Annotated in this window: 19 protein-coding genes; 10 read left to right on the top strand and 9 right to left on the bottom strand. The window is 55.0% G+C overall.

The genetic code is table 11. The features are described 5' to 3' along the window. Positions 1–375 precede the first annotated feature (375 nt). From minC to VAE57_RS06725, 6 genes are all read left to right on the top strand, one after another. The gene (gene minC, locus VAE57_RS06700; RefSeq protein WP_322821111.1) at positions 376–1,038 is read left to right on the top strand and encodes a septum site-determining protein MinC; all 663 of its coding nucleotides are present in this window, start codon (positions 376–378) and stop codon (positions 1,036–1,038) included. Positions 1,039–1,047: 9 nt separating this feature from the next. Then, entirely contained in the window at positions 1,048–1,848 is an 801-nt protein-coding gene (gene minD, locus VAE57_RS06705) for a septum site-determining protein MinD (RefSeq protein ID WP_322821112.1), read from the top strand. A gap of 15 nt (positions 1,849–1,863) precedes the next feature. Then, complete coding sequence (minE, locus tag VAE57_RS06710; RefSeq protein WP_322821113.1) at positions 1,864–2,139, top strand: cell division topological specificity factor MinE; 276 nt, start codon at positions 1,864–1,866, stop codon at positions 2,137–2,139. A 98-nt stretch (positions 2,140–2,237) separates the two neighbouring features. Further along, positions 2,238–3,398: an AI-2E family transporter gene (locus tag VAE57_RS06715; protein ID WP_322821114.1), complete on the top strand. Its 1,161-nt coding sequence runs from the start codon at positions 2,238–2,240 to the stop codon at positions 3,396–3,398. A gap of 4 nt (positions 3,399–3,402) precedes the next feature. Continuing rightward, complete coding sequence (gene era, locus VAE57_RS06720; protein WP_322821115.1) at positions 3,403–4,812, top strand: GTPase Era; 1,410 nt, start codon at positions 3,403–3,405, stop codon at positions 4,810–4,812. Positions 4,813–4,926: 114 nt separating this feature from the next. Continuing rightward, positions 4,927–6,453, top strand: coding sequence for a serine/threonine-protein kinase (locus VAE57_RS06725; RefSeq protein ID WP_322821116.1), 1,527 nt, complete (start codon positions 4,927–4,929; stop codon positions 6,451–6,453). A 176-nt stretch (positions 6,454–6,629) separates the two neighbouring features. Here VAE57_RS06725 and acs read toward each other — a convergent pair whose 3' ends face one another. The 4 genes from acs to scpB all read right to left on the bottom strand — a co-directional run bounded on the left by acs (position 6,630) and on the right by scpB (position 13,804). Next, on the bottom strand, positions 6,630–8,564 hold the full coding sequence (gene acs / locus VAE57_RS06730) for an acetate--CoA ligase (protein WP_322821117.1): 1,935 nt from the start codon (positions 8,562–8,564) through the stop codon (positions 6,630–6,632). A 220-nt stretch (positions 8,565–8,784) separates the two neighbouring features. Further along, positions 8,785–10,686 carry a propionate--CoA ligase gene (gene prpE / locus VAE57_RS06735; protein ID WP_322821118.1) on the bottom strand — a complete coding sequence of 634 codons (1,902 nt, stop codon included), beginning with the start codon at positions 10,684–10,686 and terminating at the stop codon, positions 8,785–8,787. A gap of 165 nt (positions 10,687–10,851) precedes the next feature. Beyond that, positions 10,852–12,285: a chromosomal replication initiator protein DnaA gene (gene dnaA / locus VAE57_RS06740; RefSeq protein WP_322821119.1), complete on the bottom strand. Its 1,434-nt coding sequence runs from the start codon at positions 12,283–12,285 to the stop codon at positions 10,852–10,854. 889 nt (positions 12,286–13,174) lie between these two features. Continuing rightward, on the bottom strand, positions 13,175–13,804 hold the full coding sequence (scpB, locus tag VAE57_RS06745) for an SMC-Scp complex subunit ScpB (protein ID WP_322821120.1): 630 nt from the start codon (positions 13,802–13,804) through the stop codon (positions 13,175–13,177). 121 nt (positions 13,805–13,925) lie between these two features. On the opposite strand from scpB, the gene VAE57_RS06750 reads away from it, so the two are divergent. After that, positions 13,926–15,203: an ABC transporter permease gene (locus tag VAE57_RS06750; RefSeq protein WP_322821121.1), complete on the top strand. Its 1,278-nt coding sequence runs from the start codon at positions 13,926–13,928 to the stop codon at positions 15,201–15,203. Positions 15,204–15,275: 72 nt separating this feature from the next. On the opposite strand, the gene VAE57_RS06755 is transcribed toward VAE57_RS06750, so the two are convergent. Then, the gene (locus VAE57_RS06755) at positions 15,276–15,530 is read right to left on the bottom strand and encodes a UPF0158 family protein (RefSeq protein ID WP_322821122.1); all 255 of its coding nucleotides are present in this window, start codon (positions 15,528–15,530) and stop codon (positions 15,276–15,278) included. Between the two features lie 274 nt (positions 15,531–15,804). Here VAE57_RS06755 and VAE57_RS06760 point away from each other — a divergent pair, with 274 nt between their 5' ends. The 3 genes from VAE57_RS06760 to VAE57_RS06770 are packed head-to-tail and all read left to right on the top strand — an operon-like array spanning position 15,805 to position 17,729. Further along, positions 15,805–16,386: an RNA polymerase sigma factor gene (locus tag VAE57_RS06760; RefSeq protein ID WP_322821123.1), complete on the top strand. Its 582-nt coding sequence runs from the start codon at positions 15,805–15,807 to the stop codon at positions 16,384–16,386. Then, on the top strand, positions 16,359–16,802 hold the full coding sequence (locus VAE57_RS06765; protein ID WP_322821124.1) for a hypothetical protein: 444 nt from the start codon (positions 16,359–16,361) through the stop codon (positions 16,800–16,802). The genes VAE57_RS06760 and VAE57_RS06765 overlap by 28 nt, the downstream gene beginning before the upstream one ends. Continuing rightward, positions 16,803–17,729, top strand: coding sequence for a polymer-forming cytoskeletal protein (locus VAE57_RS06770; RefSeq protein WP_322821125.1), 927 nt, complete (start codon positions 16,803–16,805; stop codon positions 17,727–17,729). A gap of 162 nt (positions 17,730–17,891) precedes the next feature. Here VAE57_RS06770 and VAE57_RS06775 read toward each other — a convergent pair whose 3' ends face one another. The 4 genes from VAE57_RS06775 to pyrF form a co-directional block, all read right to left on the bottom strand. Then, positions 17,892–18,638: a Yip1 family protein gene (locus VAE57_RS06775; RefSeq protein WP_322821126.1), complete on the bottom strand. Its 747-nt coding sequence runs from the start codon at positions 18,636–18,638 to the stop codon at positions 17,892–17,894. A gap of 1 nt (position 18,639) precedes the next feature. After that, the gene (locus VAE57_RS06780; RefSeq protein WP_322821127.1) at positions 18,640–19,338 is read right to left on the bottom strand and encodes a Yip1 family protein; all 699 of its coding nucleotides are present in this window, start codon (positions 19,336–19,338) and stop codon (positions 18,640–18,642) included. 142 nt (positions 19,339–19,480) lie between these two features. After that, on the bottom strand, positions 19,481–20,140 hold the full coding sequence (locus tag VAE57_RS06785) for a phosphoribosyltransferase family protein (protein ID WP_322821128.1): 660 nt from the start codon (positions 20,138–20,140) through the stop codon (positions 19,481–19,483). A 9-nt stretch (positions 20,141–20,149) separates the two neighbouring features. Next, entirely contained in the window at positions 20,150–20,878 is a 729-nt protein-coding gene (pyrF, locus tag VAE57_RS06790; RefSeq protein ID WP_322821129.1) for an orotidine-5'-phosphate decarboxylase, read from the bottom strand. Positions 20,879–20,911 lie beyond the last annotated feature (33 nt).

A 20,911-nucleotide genomic window follows, 5' to 3' on the forward strand; every position in this document is an offset into this window, starting at 1 on the left:
GAGCTGTTTTCGTAAATCTGTAAGGTGATCATGCTCTGGTGTGGAGTATGGCAGGAAAGCTTGCCACAGGCCCCCCCCGCCGTGCCCACCCCTGCCTCGCCGTTATGGCCGCGCAGACATCACTCGAAGCCACACAGTCACCCGCCGCGCCCACCCCTGCCTCGCCGTTATGGCCGCACAAACATCACCCGGAGGTACGCGGACACCAGTAACGCCAGCCCATGCCCGCATATGGCGTGCGGCAGCTCTTCATGCACCATCATCTCATAGCTACCCTCTGGCACTGTTGTCGTTTTCAGACAAAATAGAGCATACAAAAAGCGTTCACTATGCTATAATTGCAAACAATCATACGTTCTATCTGGTAGTATGACCATGAGTGATCTGATCAGTATAAAAGGTAGCCGCGACGGGCTACGACTTCGCTTAGATGCCAATGTTGCCTGGTCGGAACTGTTACACCGGCTCGATCTTCATCTGGGTGAACGTCAAAGCTTCTTTCACGGCGCCAGCCTGGTGATCGATCTGGGTGAACGCGAAGTGTCGTCAGCGCAATTGAATGAAATGTTAGCACTCATCAGGCAGCACGGCGTGCAGGCTACAGCAATTGACTCATCGGAGCGTTCAACGCGGGCGGCTGCACGTTCGGTTGGCTTGACAGCACGACCATTATCGCGTTCCCCTGAAACAACACCAATGCCAGAGGCCGAAGCCTTACTGGTTATGCGTACATTACGATCAGGCCAGGTATTACGTCATACCGGCCACATTACGCTGATCGGCGATGTCAATCCGGGTGGTGAGATTATTGCCGGTGGCAGCGTAGTAGTTTGGGGGCGGTTGCGTGGTCTGGTTCATGCCGGTGCGTTAGGTGATCGTAGCGCGATTATTTGTGCGCTTGAATTGCGCCCGACGCAATTGCGAATTGCCGATTTGATTGCACGCGCACCGGATCAACAGGTGCTAAGTCGACCAGAGTTTGCGCGTGTGGTTGCCGGCGAGATTATCGTTGATGGATGGGAAGCCTTCAAGCGCTAGTGGGGTACTATGGGGCGAGTTATAACCGTAACTTCGGGGAAAGGGGGCGTTGGCAAGACAACAACCACCGCCAATCTGGGTACGGCGCTGGCCATGCGTGGTGCCCGTGTTGCTGTGGTCGATGCCGACATCGGCCTGCGCAATCTTGATGTCGTCATGGGGCTGGAGAATCGCATCGTCTACGACCTGGTTGATGTTGTTGAGGGTCGTGCCCGTTTACGGCAGGCATTGATTAAAGATAAACGCCTGCCGGAATTGTGTTTGTTGCCTGCTGCACAGACACGCGATAAGGATGCGGTAAGTGCCCAACAAATGATCGATCTGACCCGTCAGTTACGGGCGGAATTTGATTTTGTCTTGATCGATAGCCCGGCTGGTATCGAGGCCGGTTTTCGCAATGCTATCGCCGGTGCTGATGAGGTGATTATTGTTACGACGCCGGAGGTGTCGGCAGTACGCGATGCAGACCGGATTGTGGGTTTGATTGAGGCTGCCGAGAAAGGGCCGGCTTCGCTGATCATCAACCGCATCAAACCGCGTCTGGTGAGCCGTGGCGAGATGCTCTCGGTTGATGATGTGCTGGAGCTACTGGCCATCTCGCTCCTGGGGATTGTTCCCGAAGATGAAACAATTGTGATTGCCACTAATCGTGGCGAGGCCGCAGTGTATGATCCAAACTCACTGGCCGGTCGCGCCTATATTAACATCGCGCAACGGTTGGCCGGTGAAGATGTGCCGGTAATGGCAATTCCCGATCAACAAGGCATGCTTGATCGCCTGCTTAGTTTGTTCGGGCGGCGACGAACATAGACGAAAGGAGTGCCTGTGTCGTTTCTCAACGGCCTCTTCGGTCGAAAACGCGACTCCAGCGCCGAATTGGCCAAGCAACGGCTGTTAACGGTGCTGATCGACGACCGTTACAAATTGACACCGGAGATGATGGCGCAGATGAAAGCTGATCTGGCGGAAGTGCTCAGGCGCTATCTGCCGGCAATTGATGCCGAGCAGATCGAAGTCACCTTGAGTCGGGGTGAGGCTCACGATTTGCTCAAGGCTGATGTGCCGCTGCGTCGCGCAACCGATCATCCGCCGAATCGGTAGCTGTATCGTTCGCTGTTGCCGCTATAATACAGGGCGACGAATCACGCAATGGGTGGTTCGTTCGCCCTTTCATGTCAGCGGAATCGAGGAAGAACACAATGGGACAGGAAGAGAGGCCTATTCGTTTTTCGTATCAGGCGAAATGGATTAGTAGTGGTCTGATCATCGTATTGACAATCTGGTTGTTGTTTGCAGTGACGCATATTTTGCCGCCATTTATTGGTGCGATAATCACTGCCTATTTGTTTAATCCATTGATTGGCTGGTTGCATCGTCGTACTCGTATCAGTCGTGCGATCTGGATTATTGTGCTTTACGTTGTAGCGTTTTTCGTCCTGTACAGCCTGTTTACGGCACTCTGGCCACGGATTGTGCAGCAAAGTCGTGATCTGGCTGCTAATGCACCATTGATCATTCGCGAACTGACGATCTTTTTTGAACAAAATCAGACTGTCGAAGTCGGTGATTTTGTGATTAGTCTGGCACCGCTGGAAGCACAGATTATCGGTCTAATTCGCGATGTGGCCGGTTGGTTGAGTGGAAATGTGCCCAAGATCGTTTTTTCTGCACTGGAAAGTGTGATTTATCTGTTGGTTTATCTGATTATTACGTTCTATCTGTTGTTACAGGCACCTCTGTTGAAAGCCTGGTCACGGAGTCTTATTCCTGCACCTTACCGACGCGAAATAGGGCACCTCGGCTATCAAATTGATCGTGTCTTTAGCGCCTATATTCGCGGTCAGTTGATTTTGATCGTGATTATGTCGGTGTTGCTCTATATTCCACTTTCTATTTTGCAGGTACCATACGCGCTGGTGATAGCAGTTGCGTCTGGGGTGTTGGAGATTTTGCCAATCATTGGGCCGTGGTCGGCTGCCGGCATCGCGATGACGGTGGCGCTCTTTCAGCCGGTGACGCCGTTTGGTCTTTCTAATGTCGCTCTAGCGGTGTTGATCGGTATCATCTATTTTGTGTTGCGCCAGATCGAGGATCATTTTATCATTCCCAACGTGATGGGGCCGCTCGTTCGCCTGCATCCGGGTGTGGTCATCTTTGCGATTCTGGCCGGCGGTGCTCTGGCTGGCGCCTTCGGCCTCTTTATCTCAATTCCTATTGCAGCCGTTATTCGTATTCTGCTTAGTTATATCTATCGAAAACTGACCGATCAGCCCGAACCGCCATCTGATACCGGTCAACCGCACACAGCGGCTCAGCAAGAAGCGGTGACCGGTGAAGTGGCGCTCGGTTCACAGGGATAATCGTATGAAATATTGTTCGCTTGATCCAGACGCCGGTACCCTGTATCTCTACTTCACCGACATTGAAGAGGGGCAGGCGACGGCAGTGATGGAATATCCGGTTAGCCTGTTGCTTGATGCGCAAGGAGTTATCTTCGGTTGCCGACTCGATCTCGACGATGAGGTGATTCTTAGCCAGCTCGAACTGGTGCTGGAGGGGCCGTATAACTGGCTCGACGGGGAATATGGCCATCTCTACGTTCGGATTGCTGATGAAGAGCCAGTCGAGACGATCACGTTGAGCGAGACGGCCATCCTCGATCTTGATGATGATGATCTGGTGTTGGGGATTGAGCTGGCGTTGCCGGAAGCGTGGCGTACTCCCGAACGATTGCAACGTCTGATGCCGTTGATGGTGGCCTTCGACGATGAACCGGTTGACGGCGAAGGGCCGGTTGTGTTCACGCCGCCGGCAATCTCTGCCGATGATCTGCCTGAGTCAGACGCAGGACCGGCAACGCCGGTTGCAGAAGAGCCGCTCCAGTGGCGGTCGGGTTTTGTCGCGCTGGTCGGGAAGCCGAATGTCGGGAAGAGTACCCTGCTCAATGCATTGTTGGGTGAAAAAGTTGCTATCGTCTCACCCCGCCCGCAGACGACGCGCGTCCCGGTACGCGGTATTCTTTCACGACCGGGGGAGCAGATTATTTTCATCGACACACCCGGTATTCACGAACCCAGCCATCGATTAGGAAAACTGATGGTCGAACTGGCCGAGCGCACGCTCCCCAACGCTGATGTGATCTGTTTTATGGTTGACATAAGTCAGCCGCCCACTCGCCTTGATCGGATGATTGCGCAGCAGGTACAGCGTGCTCGCGGGCATAAGTTGTTGGTATTGAATAAGGTTGATCAGAAGCCAAAACGTCCCGGTGAGAATTATCTACCCGCTTATCGTGAATTGGGGCAGTGGGAGATGGAGATTGCGATCTCGGCCCGGCGTCGGTTAGGGCTGGCAGCGTTGCTGAGTGAGATTAGCACCCGTTTACCCGAAGGGCCACCACTCTATCCGCTCGATCAGATGACCGATCAAACCGAACAGCAACTGGCTGCCGAGTTTGTGCGCGAGAAAGCTCTCTTCTACCTTCAGCAAGAGGTACCGCACGCTATTGCCATTGAAGTTGAAGAGTGGCAGGAGAAAGAGACGGCAACCTACATCCGTATGACAATCAATGTCGAGAAGGAGAGCCAGAAAGGTATCCTGATCGGTGCCGGTGGTGGTATGCTGAAGAAAATAGGCAGTGCTGCCCGTGCTTCGATTGAGCGCATGCTAGGGCGACCGGTGTACCTCGATTTGTGGGTCAAGGTGCGTCCCAACTGGCGTGATGATCCGAGCGCATTGGGCTGGTTAGGCTACCGGGCGAAGAATTTTCTGTGATTGCAACTCGATCATTGTTATTTGCGTATTATCTGGTAGGTTCAGGGCCACTGGTTTAGATACGCGGTAACGATGATGGTGCAACGCTCGCCTGCTACAACAGCATGGAGTCATATGGCTGAGGTGACCGAAATCCTCTGCCCAATCTGCCACAAGCCGAATTTACGGCGGGCGAAGTTTTGCCAGCATTGTGGTCACGATGTGGTATTAAACAATGATCGACCGACCGATCACCGGCGTTACGTGATCACGCGCATTGTGAAGCGTGGTGGCCAGGGTGCTGTGTACGAAGGGATCGATCAGGACGGGCAGGTCTACGCGATTAAAGAGATGCTCGACCGTTTCGCCGACCCAAACGAGCGGGCCGAAGCGGTTGAGCGCTTTAACACTGAAGCCGAATTACTACAACGACTGCGCCATCCGCGTATCCCGCGTGTCTATAGCCATTTTACCGATGAGGGGCGGCACTACCTGACGATGGATTTTATTCGTGGTGAGGATCTCGAACAGATCCTCGAACGCGAAGGGCGCATCGATGAGCAGCGGGTGCTGCGCTGGGCCGATGAAATCTGTGATGTGCTCGGTTATTTACACGGCAAAGGCTTTATCTACCGCGACATGAAGCCTTCTAATGTGATGATCGAGCCATCCGGTGATGTCAAACTGATCGATTTTGGGATTGCCAAGCTGTTCAAGCCAACCGAACGTGGCACACAGATTGGTACGCCGGGCTATGCGCCTCCGGAACAATACCAGGGGCTGGCAACACCACAGTCTGATGTCTACGCATTGGCTGCCACGCTCCATCACCTGTTAACCGGTCGCGATCCCACGCAAGAGATGCCCTTTTCCTTCCCGCCGGCGCGTACCCTGGTACCAACAATCTCGGAGCGTACCAGTGCTGCCCTGGAACGGGCATTGCAGAAAGTCCCGGCTGATCGCTTCGCAACCATGGACGAGTTTCGGGCGGCATTAATCCCTGCTCGTCAACCGCAACCGGTACAGGTACAGGTTCGCCGACCGGCATCACCACGCGCCCCTGCTGCACCGGCTGCTGCTCGTCCGGCAGGACAGGCGCCGTCGGCTGCACCGGTGTCGCCACCACGTCCGCGGCCACCAATCTTCGCTGATCCTCCCATCCCAATCCAGGGGAGTGGGGCCGCCTCTTCGGCTGGTACGCGAAGGTCAACACCCGCCCCCATTTCACCGGTACAACCGCCACCGTCGCCGGCAATATCGTCGCAGTCGCGATTGGGTGGGCAGATCGTTCTGTCACTCATCTTGCTGGGTCTCATTGCCTTGACGCTGTTCAGCGGCTACGTGATCATCACCCGACCCGCCTGGGCTGAGCCGGTCATTGAGCTGATTCTGGGTAATCCTGGCTCCTTGTCCGGCGAATTGCAAACCATTGAATATGAGCTTGAGGCTACTGTTCCAGTTGGAACATCGAACAGGGAGCTGCTTGAGGTTTTTCGCACGATGTATCAGGAACAGGTACAGCGCGAGCTTGGCAATCAGGCCCAAATCAACCCTAATGTACCTGTCAGTTATGTTGGTGCGCCAACCGAAATTGCTCGCGACGGTGACCAGATTACCTACCGGGCACGTTTGACCGGCGTAGTCTGGGTGACGGCACCGTAGCTATTGTCAGCGCGACTTGTTACCTCTACCAAAGGGCGTTGACGCCTTGTTGAGGTTGCGGGTCTTGAGCGAGAGCTTTTACCCACCTGCAAACCATCCATAACATGACATAAACAGACAGAAGCAGGATTGTGGCCTGCTCCTGTCTACCATACCACACGGCACGACTATCGCGACTACTCCTCAAGGGTTGAGACATCGCCTTCGGGTAGGCCGAGGGCACGGGCGCGCAAGACGCGGCGCATAATCTTACCGGAGCGCGTCTTGGGCAACGATGTCACAAACGTGATCGATTCGGGACGGGCAATTGGGCCGAGTTCGTGACCGACGTGTGCCCGCAGTTTCTCTTCGAGGTCGTGGCTCGGTTCGTAGCCAGCGCGCAGGATCACGAAGGCGTGAATGGCATTGCCCTTCACTTCGTGTGGCAGACCAATCGCAGCCGCTTCGGCTACTACCGGGTGGCTGACCAGCGCACTCTCGACTTCAGCGGTACCAAGACGATAGCCCGACACCTTAATCACGTCATCCAACCGGCCAATGACCCAGATGTAGCCATCCTTATCTTTGCGGGCACTATCGCCGGCGGCGTAGTAGGGGGGCACCTTCTGCCAGTAGCCTTCGACATAGCGCTGCGGATCATTCAAGACCGTGCGCATCATACCGGGCCACGGGTTCTTAATCACCAGCAACCCATCCTCATCGGGTGCGCATGGTGAACCATCCTCGTGGACGACATCAACTTCAACTCCGAGGAAGGGGCGGGTCGCCGAGCCGGGCTTGAGTGGCACGGCGGGTGTCGGCGTAATCATAAAGTGACCGGTCTCAGTCTGCCACCAGGTATCCATAATTGGGCAGCGGCCATGGCCGATCTTCTCGTAGAACCACTTCCATGCTTCGGGGTTAATCGGCTCACCGACCGAACCGAGCAGGCGCAACGTGCTCAGATCGTGGCGCGACGGCCAGAGGTCGCCGAACCGCATCAGACCGCGAATGGCGGTGGGGGCAGTATAGAGGATCGTAATCCCGTGTTTGGCGACCATGCTCCACCAGCGGTCGGGATAGGGATAATTGGGAGCACCCTCGTACATGAACGATGTTGCGCCAGTAATCAGCGGTGCGTACACGATAAACGAGTGGCCGGTGATCCAGCCTGGGTCGGCGGCGCACCAGTAGCGGTCTTCGTCTTTAATATCGAAGACAAACTTCAGGGTCGTGTACGTACCGACCATGTACCCACCATGGGTATGGACAACCCCCTTGGGCTTGCCGGTCGTTCCCGACGTATAGAGGATAAAGAGCATATCCTCCGCGTCCATCTCTTCGGTGGGGCAATGACCGTTCGCGATTGGCAGGCCGAGCAGATCGTGCATCCAGAGGTCACGGCCCTGCTCCATCGGTGCGCCATGGTTTGTGTGGCGGAAGACCAGACAGGTTTGGACAGTCGGCGTGCGCGACAGCGCCTCGTTGACAATCTTCTTCAGTTCGACCACTTTGCCGCGCATATAGCCACCATCAGCAGTGATCAGTACTTTGCTCTTCGCGTCGGCCAGGCGGTCGGCAAGGGCCGCTTCCGAGAAGCCACCGTACACAACGCTGTGCGCAGCACCGATTTTCGCACAAGCCAGCATGCTGAACATCAATTCGGGGATGCGGGGCATGTAAATGGTAACAATGTCCCCTTTCTTTACCCCCATGCTCTTCAGCACATTCGCAATACGTGATACTTCGTAGTTGAGCTGGTAGTACGAATAGGTGCGCTGGCTACCATCTTCACCTTCCCAAATCAGGGCAAGTTTATTCTTGCGCCAGGTTTTGAGATGGCGATCGATTGCGTTGTAAACGATGTTTGTTTTCCCGCCAACAAACCACTGATAGAAAGGCTTGTTGCTATCGTCGAGCACCTTGTCCCACGGCTTGAACCATTCGAGCTGGCTGGCCATATCGGCCCAGAACTCCTCATGATGGCTGATCGTCCACTGATACAGCTCATCGTAGGAATTTAAGCCTTTGCTGCGGGCATAAGCCATCACATTGGATTGCTCAACCAGCGCCGGATCGGGGTAGTACAATTCGCTGGTGTCAGGCAGCGCCACATCGCGAGTCTCGGTCATGTGTCGAACCTCCTTGTTACGAATCCATGCGGCGGGATGCTTCCATTGCAGATGCTTCGATTATAGGCTGCGCCGCGTATCTGTGTCAAACCATTGCGCTGTGGATATTTTCACAATAGCGAATAAATGTGATCAGAGATTAAAGATACGGTAAAGTTTTGCCAAATCGTTAGTGCAGAGCGCTCTACGGATGCCTGCCATAGAGCGCTCCAGTCAATTATTATGAGAGATCGCCGCGCAGCAACTCAATCGCTTCGCGCACCATATCGACGGTGGCATCGTCTTCGATAGTGCTCAGATCGCCGAGGTTGTCACCCTGATACACGGCCCGGATGACCCGTCGCATAATCTTGCCCGAACGGGTCTTGGGTAACATACTCACAAAGTGTACTGCTTTCGGGGTTGCAATCGGGCCAATCCGTTCGCGAACCAGTTGGCGAATTTCGTTAGCGATGTCATCTTGCATCTGAGGAGTGATGTGCTGCTTGAGGACGGCAACGACCAGCACATCTTCGCCCTTCAGTTCGTCGCGCACGCCGATCACACTTGCCTCAGCGACTGCCGGATGTGCCGAGACCACCTCTTCAATCTCGCGCGTGCCCAATCGGTGTCCGCTCACATTCAGCACCTCGTCGGCACGTCCGAGCATAAACAGGTAGCCATCGGCATCCTTAATCGCATAGTCGCCGGTCATGTAGAGGAGCTTATCCTTGAAGTAGCCCCAATACCCCTTCACGAAGCGCTCATCGTCATTCCAGAGAGTAAGCAGTGTTCCCGGCGGGAGTGGCCCGTGTTCAACGAGAAAGCCCTTTTCGCCGGGTGGTACCGGGTTGCCGTCGGCATCGACCACTTCGAGGCGATGACCGAAGGCCGGTTTGGTTGGAGAACCGGGTTTGATCGGCAACAACTCAACACCGACCGGATTGGTCACCATCGGCCAGCCACTCTCTGTTTGCCAGTAGTGGTCAATTACCGGGACACCGAGCGTTGTTGTCGCCCATTCGTAGGTTGGGGCATCGAGTGGTTCACCGGCGGCATACAACAGTTTGAGCGAGCTAATGTCAGCGTCACGCATCCAGTGTTCGGGGAATTTGCGCAGTGCTCGTAGCGCAGTTGGTGCCGTGAAGACGTGGGTCACACCGTACTTTTCAATCACCCGCCACCAGACGCCGGGATCAGGGTGGTCGGGCCGGCCTTCATACACGACTGTCGGTACACCTTTGAGCAGTGGTGCATAAACGATGTATGAATGGCCAACTACCCAGCCAATATCGCTGGTGCTCCAGAAGACATCGCCATCGCCGCAATTGTAGATGGTGCTCATGCTGGCGTAGAGGGCAACCATGTAGCCGCCGGTATCGCGGACAACCCCCTTGGGCTTGCCGGTGGTACCCGACGTGTACAGGATGTACGAGGGATCGGTGCTGGCAACCGGTACCGGTTCGACGTAGCGCTCACCGCGCTTGGCCAGTTGCTCGTACCAGTCGAGGTCGCGACCTTTCTTCAACTCTACCGGTACCAGTCCTCGATTTAACACCAGCACATCACGTACACTATCGGTATTGGCTTCGGCCAGGGCCTTATCAACAATCTCTTTCAGCGGTACTGGTTGGCCTTTGCGCATACCGGCATCAGCCGTCACAATGAGCACAGGTTCGGCATCATCAATTCGTGAGGCTAACGACGTGACCGAGAAGCCGCCGAAAACGACCGAGTGAATGGCGCCGATGCGCACGCAGGCCAGCATCGCGAAGATGGCTTCAGGTACCATCGGCATGTAGATAATGATCCGATCTCCCTTTCGCACACCCAGGTTGTGGAAGAGGCCGGCCAGTCGGTTCACTTCCCGGTACAGCTCGAAGTAGGTGAGGATTCGCGATTGGCCGGTTTCTGCACTCTCCCAAATCAGGGCAGCCTGCCCACGCCTGCCTCCCAGGGCGTGACGATCAACGGCGTTGTAGCAAAGATTTGTCTCACCACCAACGAACCAGCGCGTAAAAGGGGGATTGCTATTATCGAGTACCTTCTCCCAGGGTTTATACCAGTGTAGTTCAGCAGCAAACTCGGCCCAATACGCTTCGGGTTCCTCAATCGACCGGCGGTAAACGGCTTCGTAGCCCACGGCGATCCTCCTCTGCGAGTAACAAGGTATCTGTTTACAGGAGACAAGAAGTTGTTTTATTATAGCACTACCGAGTCACAGATGTGATGATTGGCCTGATAAAACAGACAGAGCACTGTCTAACAGTGCTCTGTTGGAGTCGCGTTCGTTGATGGTAAGGTTTTTCTACCCGCGCAGCATCTGAATGCGTTCGCGGATCGCCATTACTTCACTACGTAAACGACTATCACTGTTAATCTCTTCGGCAATCTTTTCGCAACCGTACATTACCGTGGTGTGGTCACGCCCACCGAGGAGATTGCCAATATCAACCAGCGAGCTTTCCGTCTCTTCGCGAAGCAGGTACATTGCTACCTGCCGTGGCACAACCACGTGGCGCGAGCGGTTTCGTGCCCGGAGTTGCTCTACTTCAATCCCGTAGTGCTCACTCACAATCTGGAGAATGGCTTCGGCGCTGATCTGCCGGCGACGCTGATTGCCGAGCAAATCGGCCAGGGCAGCAGTTGCCGTCTCGATGGTGATCGGCGCACGGTTGAGTTCGGCATAGGCCGCAACCCGATTGAGGCTACCTTCCAGCTCACGGATATTGCTCTGAATCTTATGGGCCAGAAAGTCGATCACCTCATCAGGAACGTGGACGCTCATCTGCTCGGCTTTGGCGCGGAGAATGGCGGTGCGTGTCTCCAGATCAGGGGGTTGCACATCAACAATCAGACCCCATTCAAAGCGAGAACGCAACCGCTCTTCGAGGGTTAAAATGGCCTTCGGTGGACGATCAGAGCTAATCACAATGTGCTTGGCTGCTGAATGAAGGGTATTAAAGGTGTGAAAAAACTCTTCCTGGGTCGCATCTTTGCCGGCAATAAATTGAATATCGTCAATCAGCAAGACATCGACGTTGCGGTAGCGCATCCGAAACTCTTCAGTCTGCTGCCGGCGAATGGCGTTAATCAAATCATTTGTGAATTTTTCTGACGACACGTACAGAACATTGATTTCCGGATCGCGGTCGAGAACGCGATTGCCAATAGCGTGTAGCAGGTGGGTTTTACCCAATCCTACACCGCCGTACAGGAAGAGCGGATTGTACGCCTGGCCGGGATTATCGGCAACAGCCAGGCAGGCAGCGTGAGCCAGCCGGTTGCTCGAACCGACGATGAAACTGGAAAATGTATAGCGAGGGTTCAGCATACCCGATCGCATTGCGCTGGCCAGGTCGAGCTGAACCGCACGCTCGCCGGTACCGTTACCCGGTGTAAACGATGGTGCTGGCGTCTCGGTAATAACCAACTCTGGTTCACTCGTCAGGCGTGAACCATTGAGCAGTGCGGGGGACGTATCGGTACGCGAATTCAGGTTGGCAATCAACACCTGCACCTGTACCGGATACCCTACGACACGGGCGAGAGCATTACGCAGTGGCATGAGCAAACGATTCTCCAGCCCTTCCTTCTGCCCTGGTGACGAAACCCCAATGAAGGCTGCACCATTATCGAGTGATAAGAGCGTAGCCGGTCGCAATAGCGCCTCGTAATCGTGACGCGAGGTCTGTGTTTGAAGGGCCGATAGTGTTGCTTTCCAGATTTGTGTTAGATTCACCCTGCGCCTCCTTGCGAGCCACGCTTCGCCTTCGCACACATAATGAATGACCCGCGCCGGGACGCGGGGAGGGCAACATCATCGTTGGTGTTTGCAGTGCGCTCGTGGTGAGAGCGGGCAGCAAGTCTTCTCTTGACGTGTTGTCATCATACTCGATCTGTTCTCATATTTCAAGCAACAAGATACAGGAAATCTATAACGGTTTCTTATAGTGATAGGCGGTGGTAGTGTCGTGTTTATTGCGATCATCGTCAACCCAGGTGTATGTTATGTTGAGATTAAGTTGTGGATAATTGTGGATAACTTAATGGAGAAAGGGTTTGTTGAAGAGTGGTTTTCCTCATTCCAATGCACTTCATAGCGATGAGAGCAGTCGTCGTGATAGAGCAGGGCGTATGTGGATAATGCGTGGAAAGTTGGGGAGAAGGAGGTGGATAGACGATCAGACCGCTGAAGCAAGACCGGATGATGGAGAAGGTGTTGTGTGTAATCACCACCTAAGGATATCGAGCATACACGCGAGTAGCCGGCAGGTATGGTGCTGTTTACCTATGCCCGGTAGGGAAGCTGTCCGTCCAGACAGCGTTCATCCCAGTGGGAACTTGCTCTTTCCGCGATCAGGGATAATGTGCTGCCGGTATAGTGTGCGGAAGCCGGATATCCGTACCGTCGCGTTCATTGTCCCAGCCGCTGGATACGCTGACCCACGGTTCATCAGCGGTATGACGGGCACCATTGTCTCTTCCCTTTCCGTTCGCTGTTGAATCGATCCGGTGGCTCTGGTGCAATCTCCTGCTGTCGCTACGACGCAGGGAAAAGCATATAGGGGGAGTGGGCCGCACCGCATTTACTGGCGCAACACGTAGTTCATTCTGGTACCGCGGGCTAGCTACTCTTTCCCGGCATCCCCTTTCTCTCCTTCCGGTATCTCAATCGGTGGTAATTCGTTTAAGCTGGTGAGACCAAACTGCTGCAAGAAGGTCGGGGTTGTCGCGTACAGAATCGGACGGCCAAGCACCTCAAGTCTTCCCGCTTCACAAATGAGATCGCGACTGATCAGTGCGCGGAGGGCAGCACTGCTGTCAACGCCACGTATCGCATCGATCTGGGCACGAGTAATTGGCTGCCGGTATGCGATGATGGCCAGGGTTTCGAGGGCAGCATGCGAGAGGCGCTGGTTTTGCTGTGCACCGAGAAAACGCCTGATAGTCGGTGCCGCTTCCGGTGCACTAACGAACATCACGTGATCGTTATGTCGTTGGAGCCGGATTCCGCGCTGAGCATAGATTGTACTAAGCTCATCGATAGCCTTCACGACCTCAGCCGCTTCTACGTCAAGAGTGCGCGTCAGTTGGTCGAGTGTCATTGGCTCGGCAGCGACGAAGAGTAACGCTTCAATCAGTTGGGTCAGACTGGGTTGCGGGCTGTCTGGCAAGAGTGTTGACTGCATTGGCAGGTCGTGATCGGTCGCCAAAGGAGCGGCGTCGTGATTGTCTTGCGATGGGAACTGGTTATCCATAGCGGTAATGCGTATCTGTGAAGAACATGTGCGATTCGCGACCAACATTATATGTTTACCCGACAATTGTCACTCATGGTATCATATCGAGTGCGATTGTGAGAAGGAAAGGACGTTGTCAATGGGAAAGCGCCGCCAGGGTATAACGCGCCGGCAAGTGATCGCTGGTTTCTTTGCCATTCTTGGTCTGTTCATGCTGATTAACTATGTTCCGCTGGCATTGTCTGGTGACAGCCAGGTCTCGCGGATTGCACTCGCTGTACCACAGCCGATCATTGCCTTTCCTACCGCCTGGAGCCTGACCATCACCGGAGTCATCATGCTTATCGCTGGCGGTTTGGGGCTGAGTAATCGTGCCCATCGTTGGGCAGATGGTCTTCTGTGGACAAGTGCAGTGTTGCTATTTCCAGCGATCTTGATCTGGGCAGCCGCCGGGAAGCAGACCAATGCTACGGTCATGCTGAGCGAGTCACTACGTCTGGGGACGCCACTGGCATTGGGGGCATTGGCTGGGATTTGGGCTGAGCGTTCCGGTGTTATCAACATCGCCATTGAAGGCATGATGTTGATGGGGGCAGCATTTGGCTTCGCCATCTTTGTCTTCACCGGCCAAATCTGGTTTGGCGTGATCGGTGCCGTCATTGTCGGTGGCATAATGGCGTTACTGCATGGTTTGCTCTCAATCTCATTCCGCACCGATCAGATCATTAGCGGTACAGTCGTCAATATTCTGGCAATCGGCATTACCGGCTACCTTCGCCGGCAGTATATCGTCACCGAGGGCGGTGGTCGCGTAACGCTGCCCTCCCTCTCAACCATGATCGCCGATGCCGGTTTCCCCGATCTGGCCCGCTCGCTTGATTCGATTCCCGTCCTGGGGACGATCATTTTCGGCGGGAAGCCAATCTTTTTTGCGATGCTGTTGTTGGTCGTCACCACGCATATCGTGTTGTTCATGACCCGCTGGGGGTTGCGCACCCGTGCCATCGGCGAGAATCCAAAGGCTGCCGATACCGTGGGTATTGCTGTCAATCGCATGCGCTACATTAATCTTTTCATCAGTGGATGTATTGCCGGTCTGGGTGGGGCGTGGTTTTCTATCGAGACGGTGGGCAATTTCGATGATGGCATGACCGCTGGTAAAGGGTTTATTGCGCTGGCAGCCATGATTTTCGGGAAGTGGATGCCGTTCGGTGCCTTTGGTGGTGCGATGCTGTTCGGATTTGCCGAGGCACTAGGTACGCGCTTCCAAATCCTGCAAGTGCAGGTGTTTGGTGGCCCGGTACCGGTGCAGTTCCTGCAAGTCATTCCCTACGTGGTCACTATGATTGTGTTGGCCGGTTTGATCGGTCGTGCCGTGGGGCCGGCAGCAGTAGGGAAACCCTACGAAAAGCAGTAAGAGTCACAACAAGCTCAGCAAGGCAGGAAGAATCTGCGGCTTCCTGCCTTGTATGGCTTGCGGGAAGCAAAACTATGCTAGCCCTTCAGCTTCAAGCCACGCCTGGACATCACTGTCGGTAGGGTTTGTCTTGCCACCGGGAATGTAGCGATACCGATCACCATACCCTTCCATTACCTGGTTGCGGAGTGCTTCAGCTTCAGCACTCGGATCGGTGTCTGGTACACGCAACACTTCTCCAGAGACCAGATCAAGGTAGAAGCTAACGGCAGGATCGGTTTCGCCAAGGGCGGTGCGAATTTGATCACGATTGATGTTAGCGGCCACGGCTTCCTCCAATTGACTGACGACGGAATGCGAACGACCGTCGCATCACGCAAGATGGTACACGAACCTGCCCGCTCTTGCAAGTTGAGAGCCTACGACTCATTGGTAGAGTACGCTAGCATTTGAGGGATTGCATGTTGATCGGCAATGTAATAGTATGACGACGGGATGCCTTTGTGAGCGCAGGTGACGTTGGATGGTTCGATTGCAGGAAGTTTTCGTGCATTGCAACGTTTAACTGAATAAAGCGTATAACATTATGTGAGGAATACCTGTGAGCGAATTACAGCCTGATGAAACAGAGCTTGTTGCTCGTGCCTGTGCAGGCGATCAATCGGCCTGTGCGACCATTGTCCAGCGCTATACCGGCGTTCTGTATAATCAGGCATATCGTATGCTGGGTGACGCATTCGAGGCGGAAGATGCCGTTCAAGAAGTATTTTTACGAGCGTTTCGTAACCTCCAGAGCTATGATCCGTCGCGCCGTCTGGTAACGTGGCTGCTGACGATTGGCTCGAACTATTGTATTGATCGTCTGCGTCGCCGGCGCTTCAATTGGTTAACTCTTGAAGATGTAGCATTTTGGCTGCCCAGTACGCAGCCAGGGCCGGAACGAAGTGCATTGCAACGTGCGCAACAGGAAGTAGTGCAACGTGCGCTTCAGCGCCTCCCTGCTACCTATCGTGGAGTCACCGTGTTGCGCTACTGGTATGATCTGTCGTATGAAGAGATCGGGCAGGTGTTGGGCTTGACCGAAGCTACGGTGAAGACCCGGCTACACCGGGCGCGCAAGATGTTGCAAGAGGCACTCGCCGCCGAGGAGGAGGTATGGAATATAGAAGGGATGATGAGTTGACCGACGCTGATCTGGCAGCAGCCGAAGCTGAATTGCGAATGTTGTTAGCAAGGTGGGGAGAGCCGCAGATGGCAGTCCCCCCGGCTGATTTGTCAGCGCGGATCGTTCGGCAATTGTCAGCTCCACCACCGGTTCGGCGATCCTGGTATCGATGGGTCTTGGTTCTGCCAATCCTCTGTATGCTTATCGGTGGTTGGGGATTACTGGTTGACAGTAGTGGCCCGGCAATGCTGTTGGGTAATCCAGAGACAGGATTGGGACGGTTGGTGTTGGCAATGATTCTGATCGCCAAACCGCTATGGAATCTCTGGCTGTCGGCAGCATGGTGGTTATTGCCTGGCCTGCTCGTGTTCCTTGGGGTGGGATGGCTTTGGTGGCGATTGATCGCCGATACTCCACTTGCAGAGGTTCACTAAATGTGGCAACGCTGGTTATTGCTCGGATTGCTGTTGTTTCTCGTGCCATTGGTGCCGCTATTTGCCGGCACGCACTCCTCGCCTGCACCAATGATCGTTGCTTCCGGCGAACGTTACCGCGGTGACCTGTCAACCTTCGATCAACCGGTAATTGTGCTGGGCGAGGTTGATGGTGATGTGACAAGTTGGGCCGGCTCGATTACCGTGTACGGGATCGTGCGCGGTGATGTGGTGAGTTATACCGGCGCAATCGAGCTAGACGCAGGCGCAGTCGTAGAAGGGAATGTCCTGGCAATTGCAGGTGGTATTACGATTGCTAACCCGGTTACCTTGCATGGATCAGTGATCGGCATTGAACCACTAGCCGGTGCCCCGCTGGTCACGTCGCTGGTCAATGCACTCAGTGGACAGGCTTCGGGTCGGCGCTGGTTACCGCCGGGTAGCAATGCACTTATTACCGGTTTTGTTGTCTTGTTGCTGAGTACTGCGGTGACGTTGATCTGGCCCCGCCGTACCGCCGGGATCGGTCGTACCCTCCGCGCAGCGCCCCTACGGAGTGCGCTGGTTGGCTTGCTCACTACCGTTCTGATCCTGCTGGCAATGCCCTTCCTGCTCGGCCTGCTGACCCTGAGTCTGGTGGGACTGGTGCTCTTTATTCCGCTAGTTGTGCTTTTGCATCTACCCTATGTTGTCGGTTTTACCGGTATTGCGCGGGCAATTGCTGCATCCTGGCCACCTGCAGTGGCCTTGCGCCCGCCGTTAGCAACGGTCTCAGGCGCATTGATCATGATCGTGCCCCTAGTGATCATAAGCCTCGTTAGCCCGTTGGCAGGAATGGTTGCAGGTTATGCGATTGCCAGTTGGGGACTTGGGGCTGCTCTGATCAGTCGCGGTGGCGCATTGCCAATCTGGCGTGATGCCTGGTAAGCGGGTAGGTGCCGATGACGAACATATCTCAGAGGTTTGCTAGTGACAGGGGAAGGTAGCGATCCGCTACGACTCGTGAGGGTGCTCACCGCCGATAGGCAGATCATGTCACAGTGGTGCGGCGTAGCAGCCCTGCGCCACACCACCAACTATGAGGCTAGATTATTGCCCTAACCCTGCCGATAGTGAGACAAGACCAACGAGCATAAGACAGCTCAGTAAGATACCTAACACAATCAGCAGACTCGGGTAGAGCAGCACGGCCAGTGTCGCTTTGCCGGTATCAAGCCGATGTACGACCGCCGTTCCGGTAATCAGGACAATTAACCCCCATCCCCAGGCGATGATACTGATCGGGAGGTTTAGCACCGGGATAAATGTCAGGGCATCGAGCGCGTGAGGCGCTACCGAGAGCGAGCCTACGGCGACCATAGCTCGGATACCGCCCTGCCCACCTAATTGACGGGCAGCGATGTGCGTCAGAATCACGGCCAGCAGCATATCGCTTAGATATTCGAGCGGTTTTGACACTGTCTGACCGAGTGCCTGCAAGAAGAGGCTTACCGGTCGCGGTAGGATCGTTGGCAGAGTGATCAGTTCGCGCACCATGTCGGCCAGTTCATCTGCGCTCTCTTCAAACAACTGCAACACTTCGCGTTGTTCAGGGGTAGTGGCCGTTTGACGCTGCTGTTCGATAGCCTCACGATAACCGACAATAAAGGCCTCAACGGTCTGATCAGGACTACCGGAACTGATCAATGCGCTGGCACTCTGAATCGCTCCGACCAGTACTCCAACCAGCAAGATGATCAGAAAACCTCGACGCACGCCGTCAGGGGCATCACGCATCTCACCAAAGACGCGCTGGTTCAATATTAATGCGCCATTGAAGGTGTCGATCACGGACATATCAGCTCCCTTGAGCACTGGCAATCAATATTGCGAGTACCCCACAACTGACCACGAGCAGGATAAGGATCAGCAATATCGGTCCAATCAGCGTTGCCCAAAACGCTCGCCATGCCGGCAGGTTATGGGCAGCACGTAGACCAAGGTAGCAGCCAATCAGGCCAAGCAGGGTTGTGCCGGCCACGGTAGCGAAAGGGATAATCTGTACCGCAGCCAGCAGGTTTGCGCCGCTGGCCAGAGCGGTGCAGCCGAGGGTTTGCGCAAACGTGCCATCGCCGCCCAACGAACGAGCCGCCAGATGCGCAACAGTGCCGTAAATCAGCCAGCCCAGAACATACACCAATGGGGTGGCGATGGCACCGATAAGACTACTCCATTGCAGAGTACTAAACACACCTGTCAACAGATCGAAGATCGGATCAAAGGAGAAGTCAGGGTTGACTTCTTGCAAACCGCTAAAGAGTGGTATGCGTTCAAAGTAACGTTGCAAGACTGCGAGCACCGCTGTCGGATCGGGCGTGGCTATTCGGCTAAGGATATTACCGATCAGAGTAGCAATCCCAACGATGACCCCCACGACGATCACGACCAGGAAGCCTTCGCGCAATGCATACGGATTGTCGCGTTGGGCGCGAAAGGTGTTGACATCGAGCAGGAGACCGGCTGTACTGAGTCGAACAAAGTGGGCAAGTGACTCCATAGTTCGTCCTGTTGCTTGTGCGTATACGAGCTTCTATTATTGTATACGTTGTACATGTTTGTGTGTCAGGCTGGTCTACTCCTATCTGTCATTCCCCACAATGTGGGCTATTCGTAACGCCTGCCGTTGTTCACACTTACTATTATGACGTTGGTAGTGATGAGTTTGTTGTCAGGTTACGAACATATGCTGCGCCTTTGCCCAGGCGGGTGTTGATAGGTACACCGGCAGCACAGAGAGGGCAGGTTTCCGCCGGATAGCTTTCCAGCGGTAATTCGGTCAGCGCAACCAGTTGCGGAATACCGAGATCGGCAGCGCTGATGCCGCCACGATTGCACAATGCGCCAACGCCGATGACAACCCCCCCGGCAGCGGTCACCGCTTCCACGACCAGGCGAACTGAACCGCCAGTCGTTATCACATCCTCAACGACCAGAACACGCTTTCCGGTAATATGGGCATCGTATCCGCGACGGAAGACCCGTCGCTTGCCGGTGTCATGCTGCTCTTCTTCGGCATACACAGCCAGCACTTCACGTCCGCAAATCTGCGACAGATGATGAGCCGTCCATTGTGCCATGATGACTCCACCGATGGTTGGCCCGGCAACAGTCTCGATCCCGGCGGTGGCGAAGTGGCCGGCCAGGGCAGCCCCTACCATGCTGGCCGCAGCCGTATGTGGATAGAGTGCATCTTTGTTGACATAACTACTGCCGTGGCGGCCAGACGTGTACACGATATGGTCGTTGGTGACAATTGCCCCTAATTCCTGAAGGATGGTCAAGAGATTCGCCTCGGTCATAAGCTCTTATCATTCCTGTTCCAATTCTGCAAGGATCCGTGCTACTGCGGTGACCGGATCGCCGATGATTGCCGGTGGAGCAGTAATTGGCCGTCCGATAACCAGATAATCGGCGCCGGCGCGCAGGGCGGCGGCTGGAGTCATCACGCGACGCTGGTCACCTTCCGTGGCCCACTGTGGACGAATACCAGGGGTGACGATCCGCACGTGAGGGCAGGCGGCGCGAATGGCACTCACTTCGTGCGGCGAAGCTACCACACCGTCAAGACCACAATCCTGCGCCATGCGAGCCAGATGGACTACGTAGTCGGTGATGTCTGACGTAACACATATTTCGCCGGTGAGTGCTGTAGCATCGAGGCTGGTGAGCACAGTAACGCCCAGTAGCAGTGGACGGTAGGGCATGCTTTGGGCCGCAGCGACTGCGGCGCGGAGCATTGCGCTACCCCCGCTACAGTGGAGTGTCAGCATCTGGACTGCCGGGCCGAGGTTGCAGACGGCGCGAACTGCACCGGCGACCGTGTTTGGAATGTCGTGCAATTTGAGATCAAGAAAGACACTCCCACCGACCGCAGTCATGGCGGATACAATCTGTGGTACGCCGACCGCAGAGCAGATTTCCAGTCCGACTTTATAACCGCCGACCTGTCCGCGCAACCGGGTTGCTAAAGCAACTGCCGCATCCAGATCGGGTGTATCGAGCGCAACCAGTATCCGTTCGCGTGGCGCGAGACTCATAACGATTACCTGCTCCAATCTATCTCACTGAAG

The organism is Chloroflexus sp. (assembly GCF_034434295.1).
Lineage (GTDB): Bacteria > Chloroflexota > Chloroflexia > Chloroflexales > Chloroflexaceae > Chloroflexus.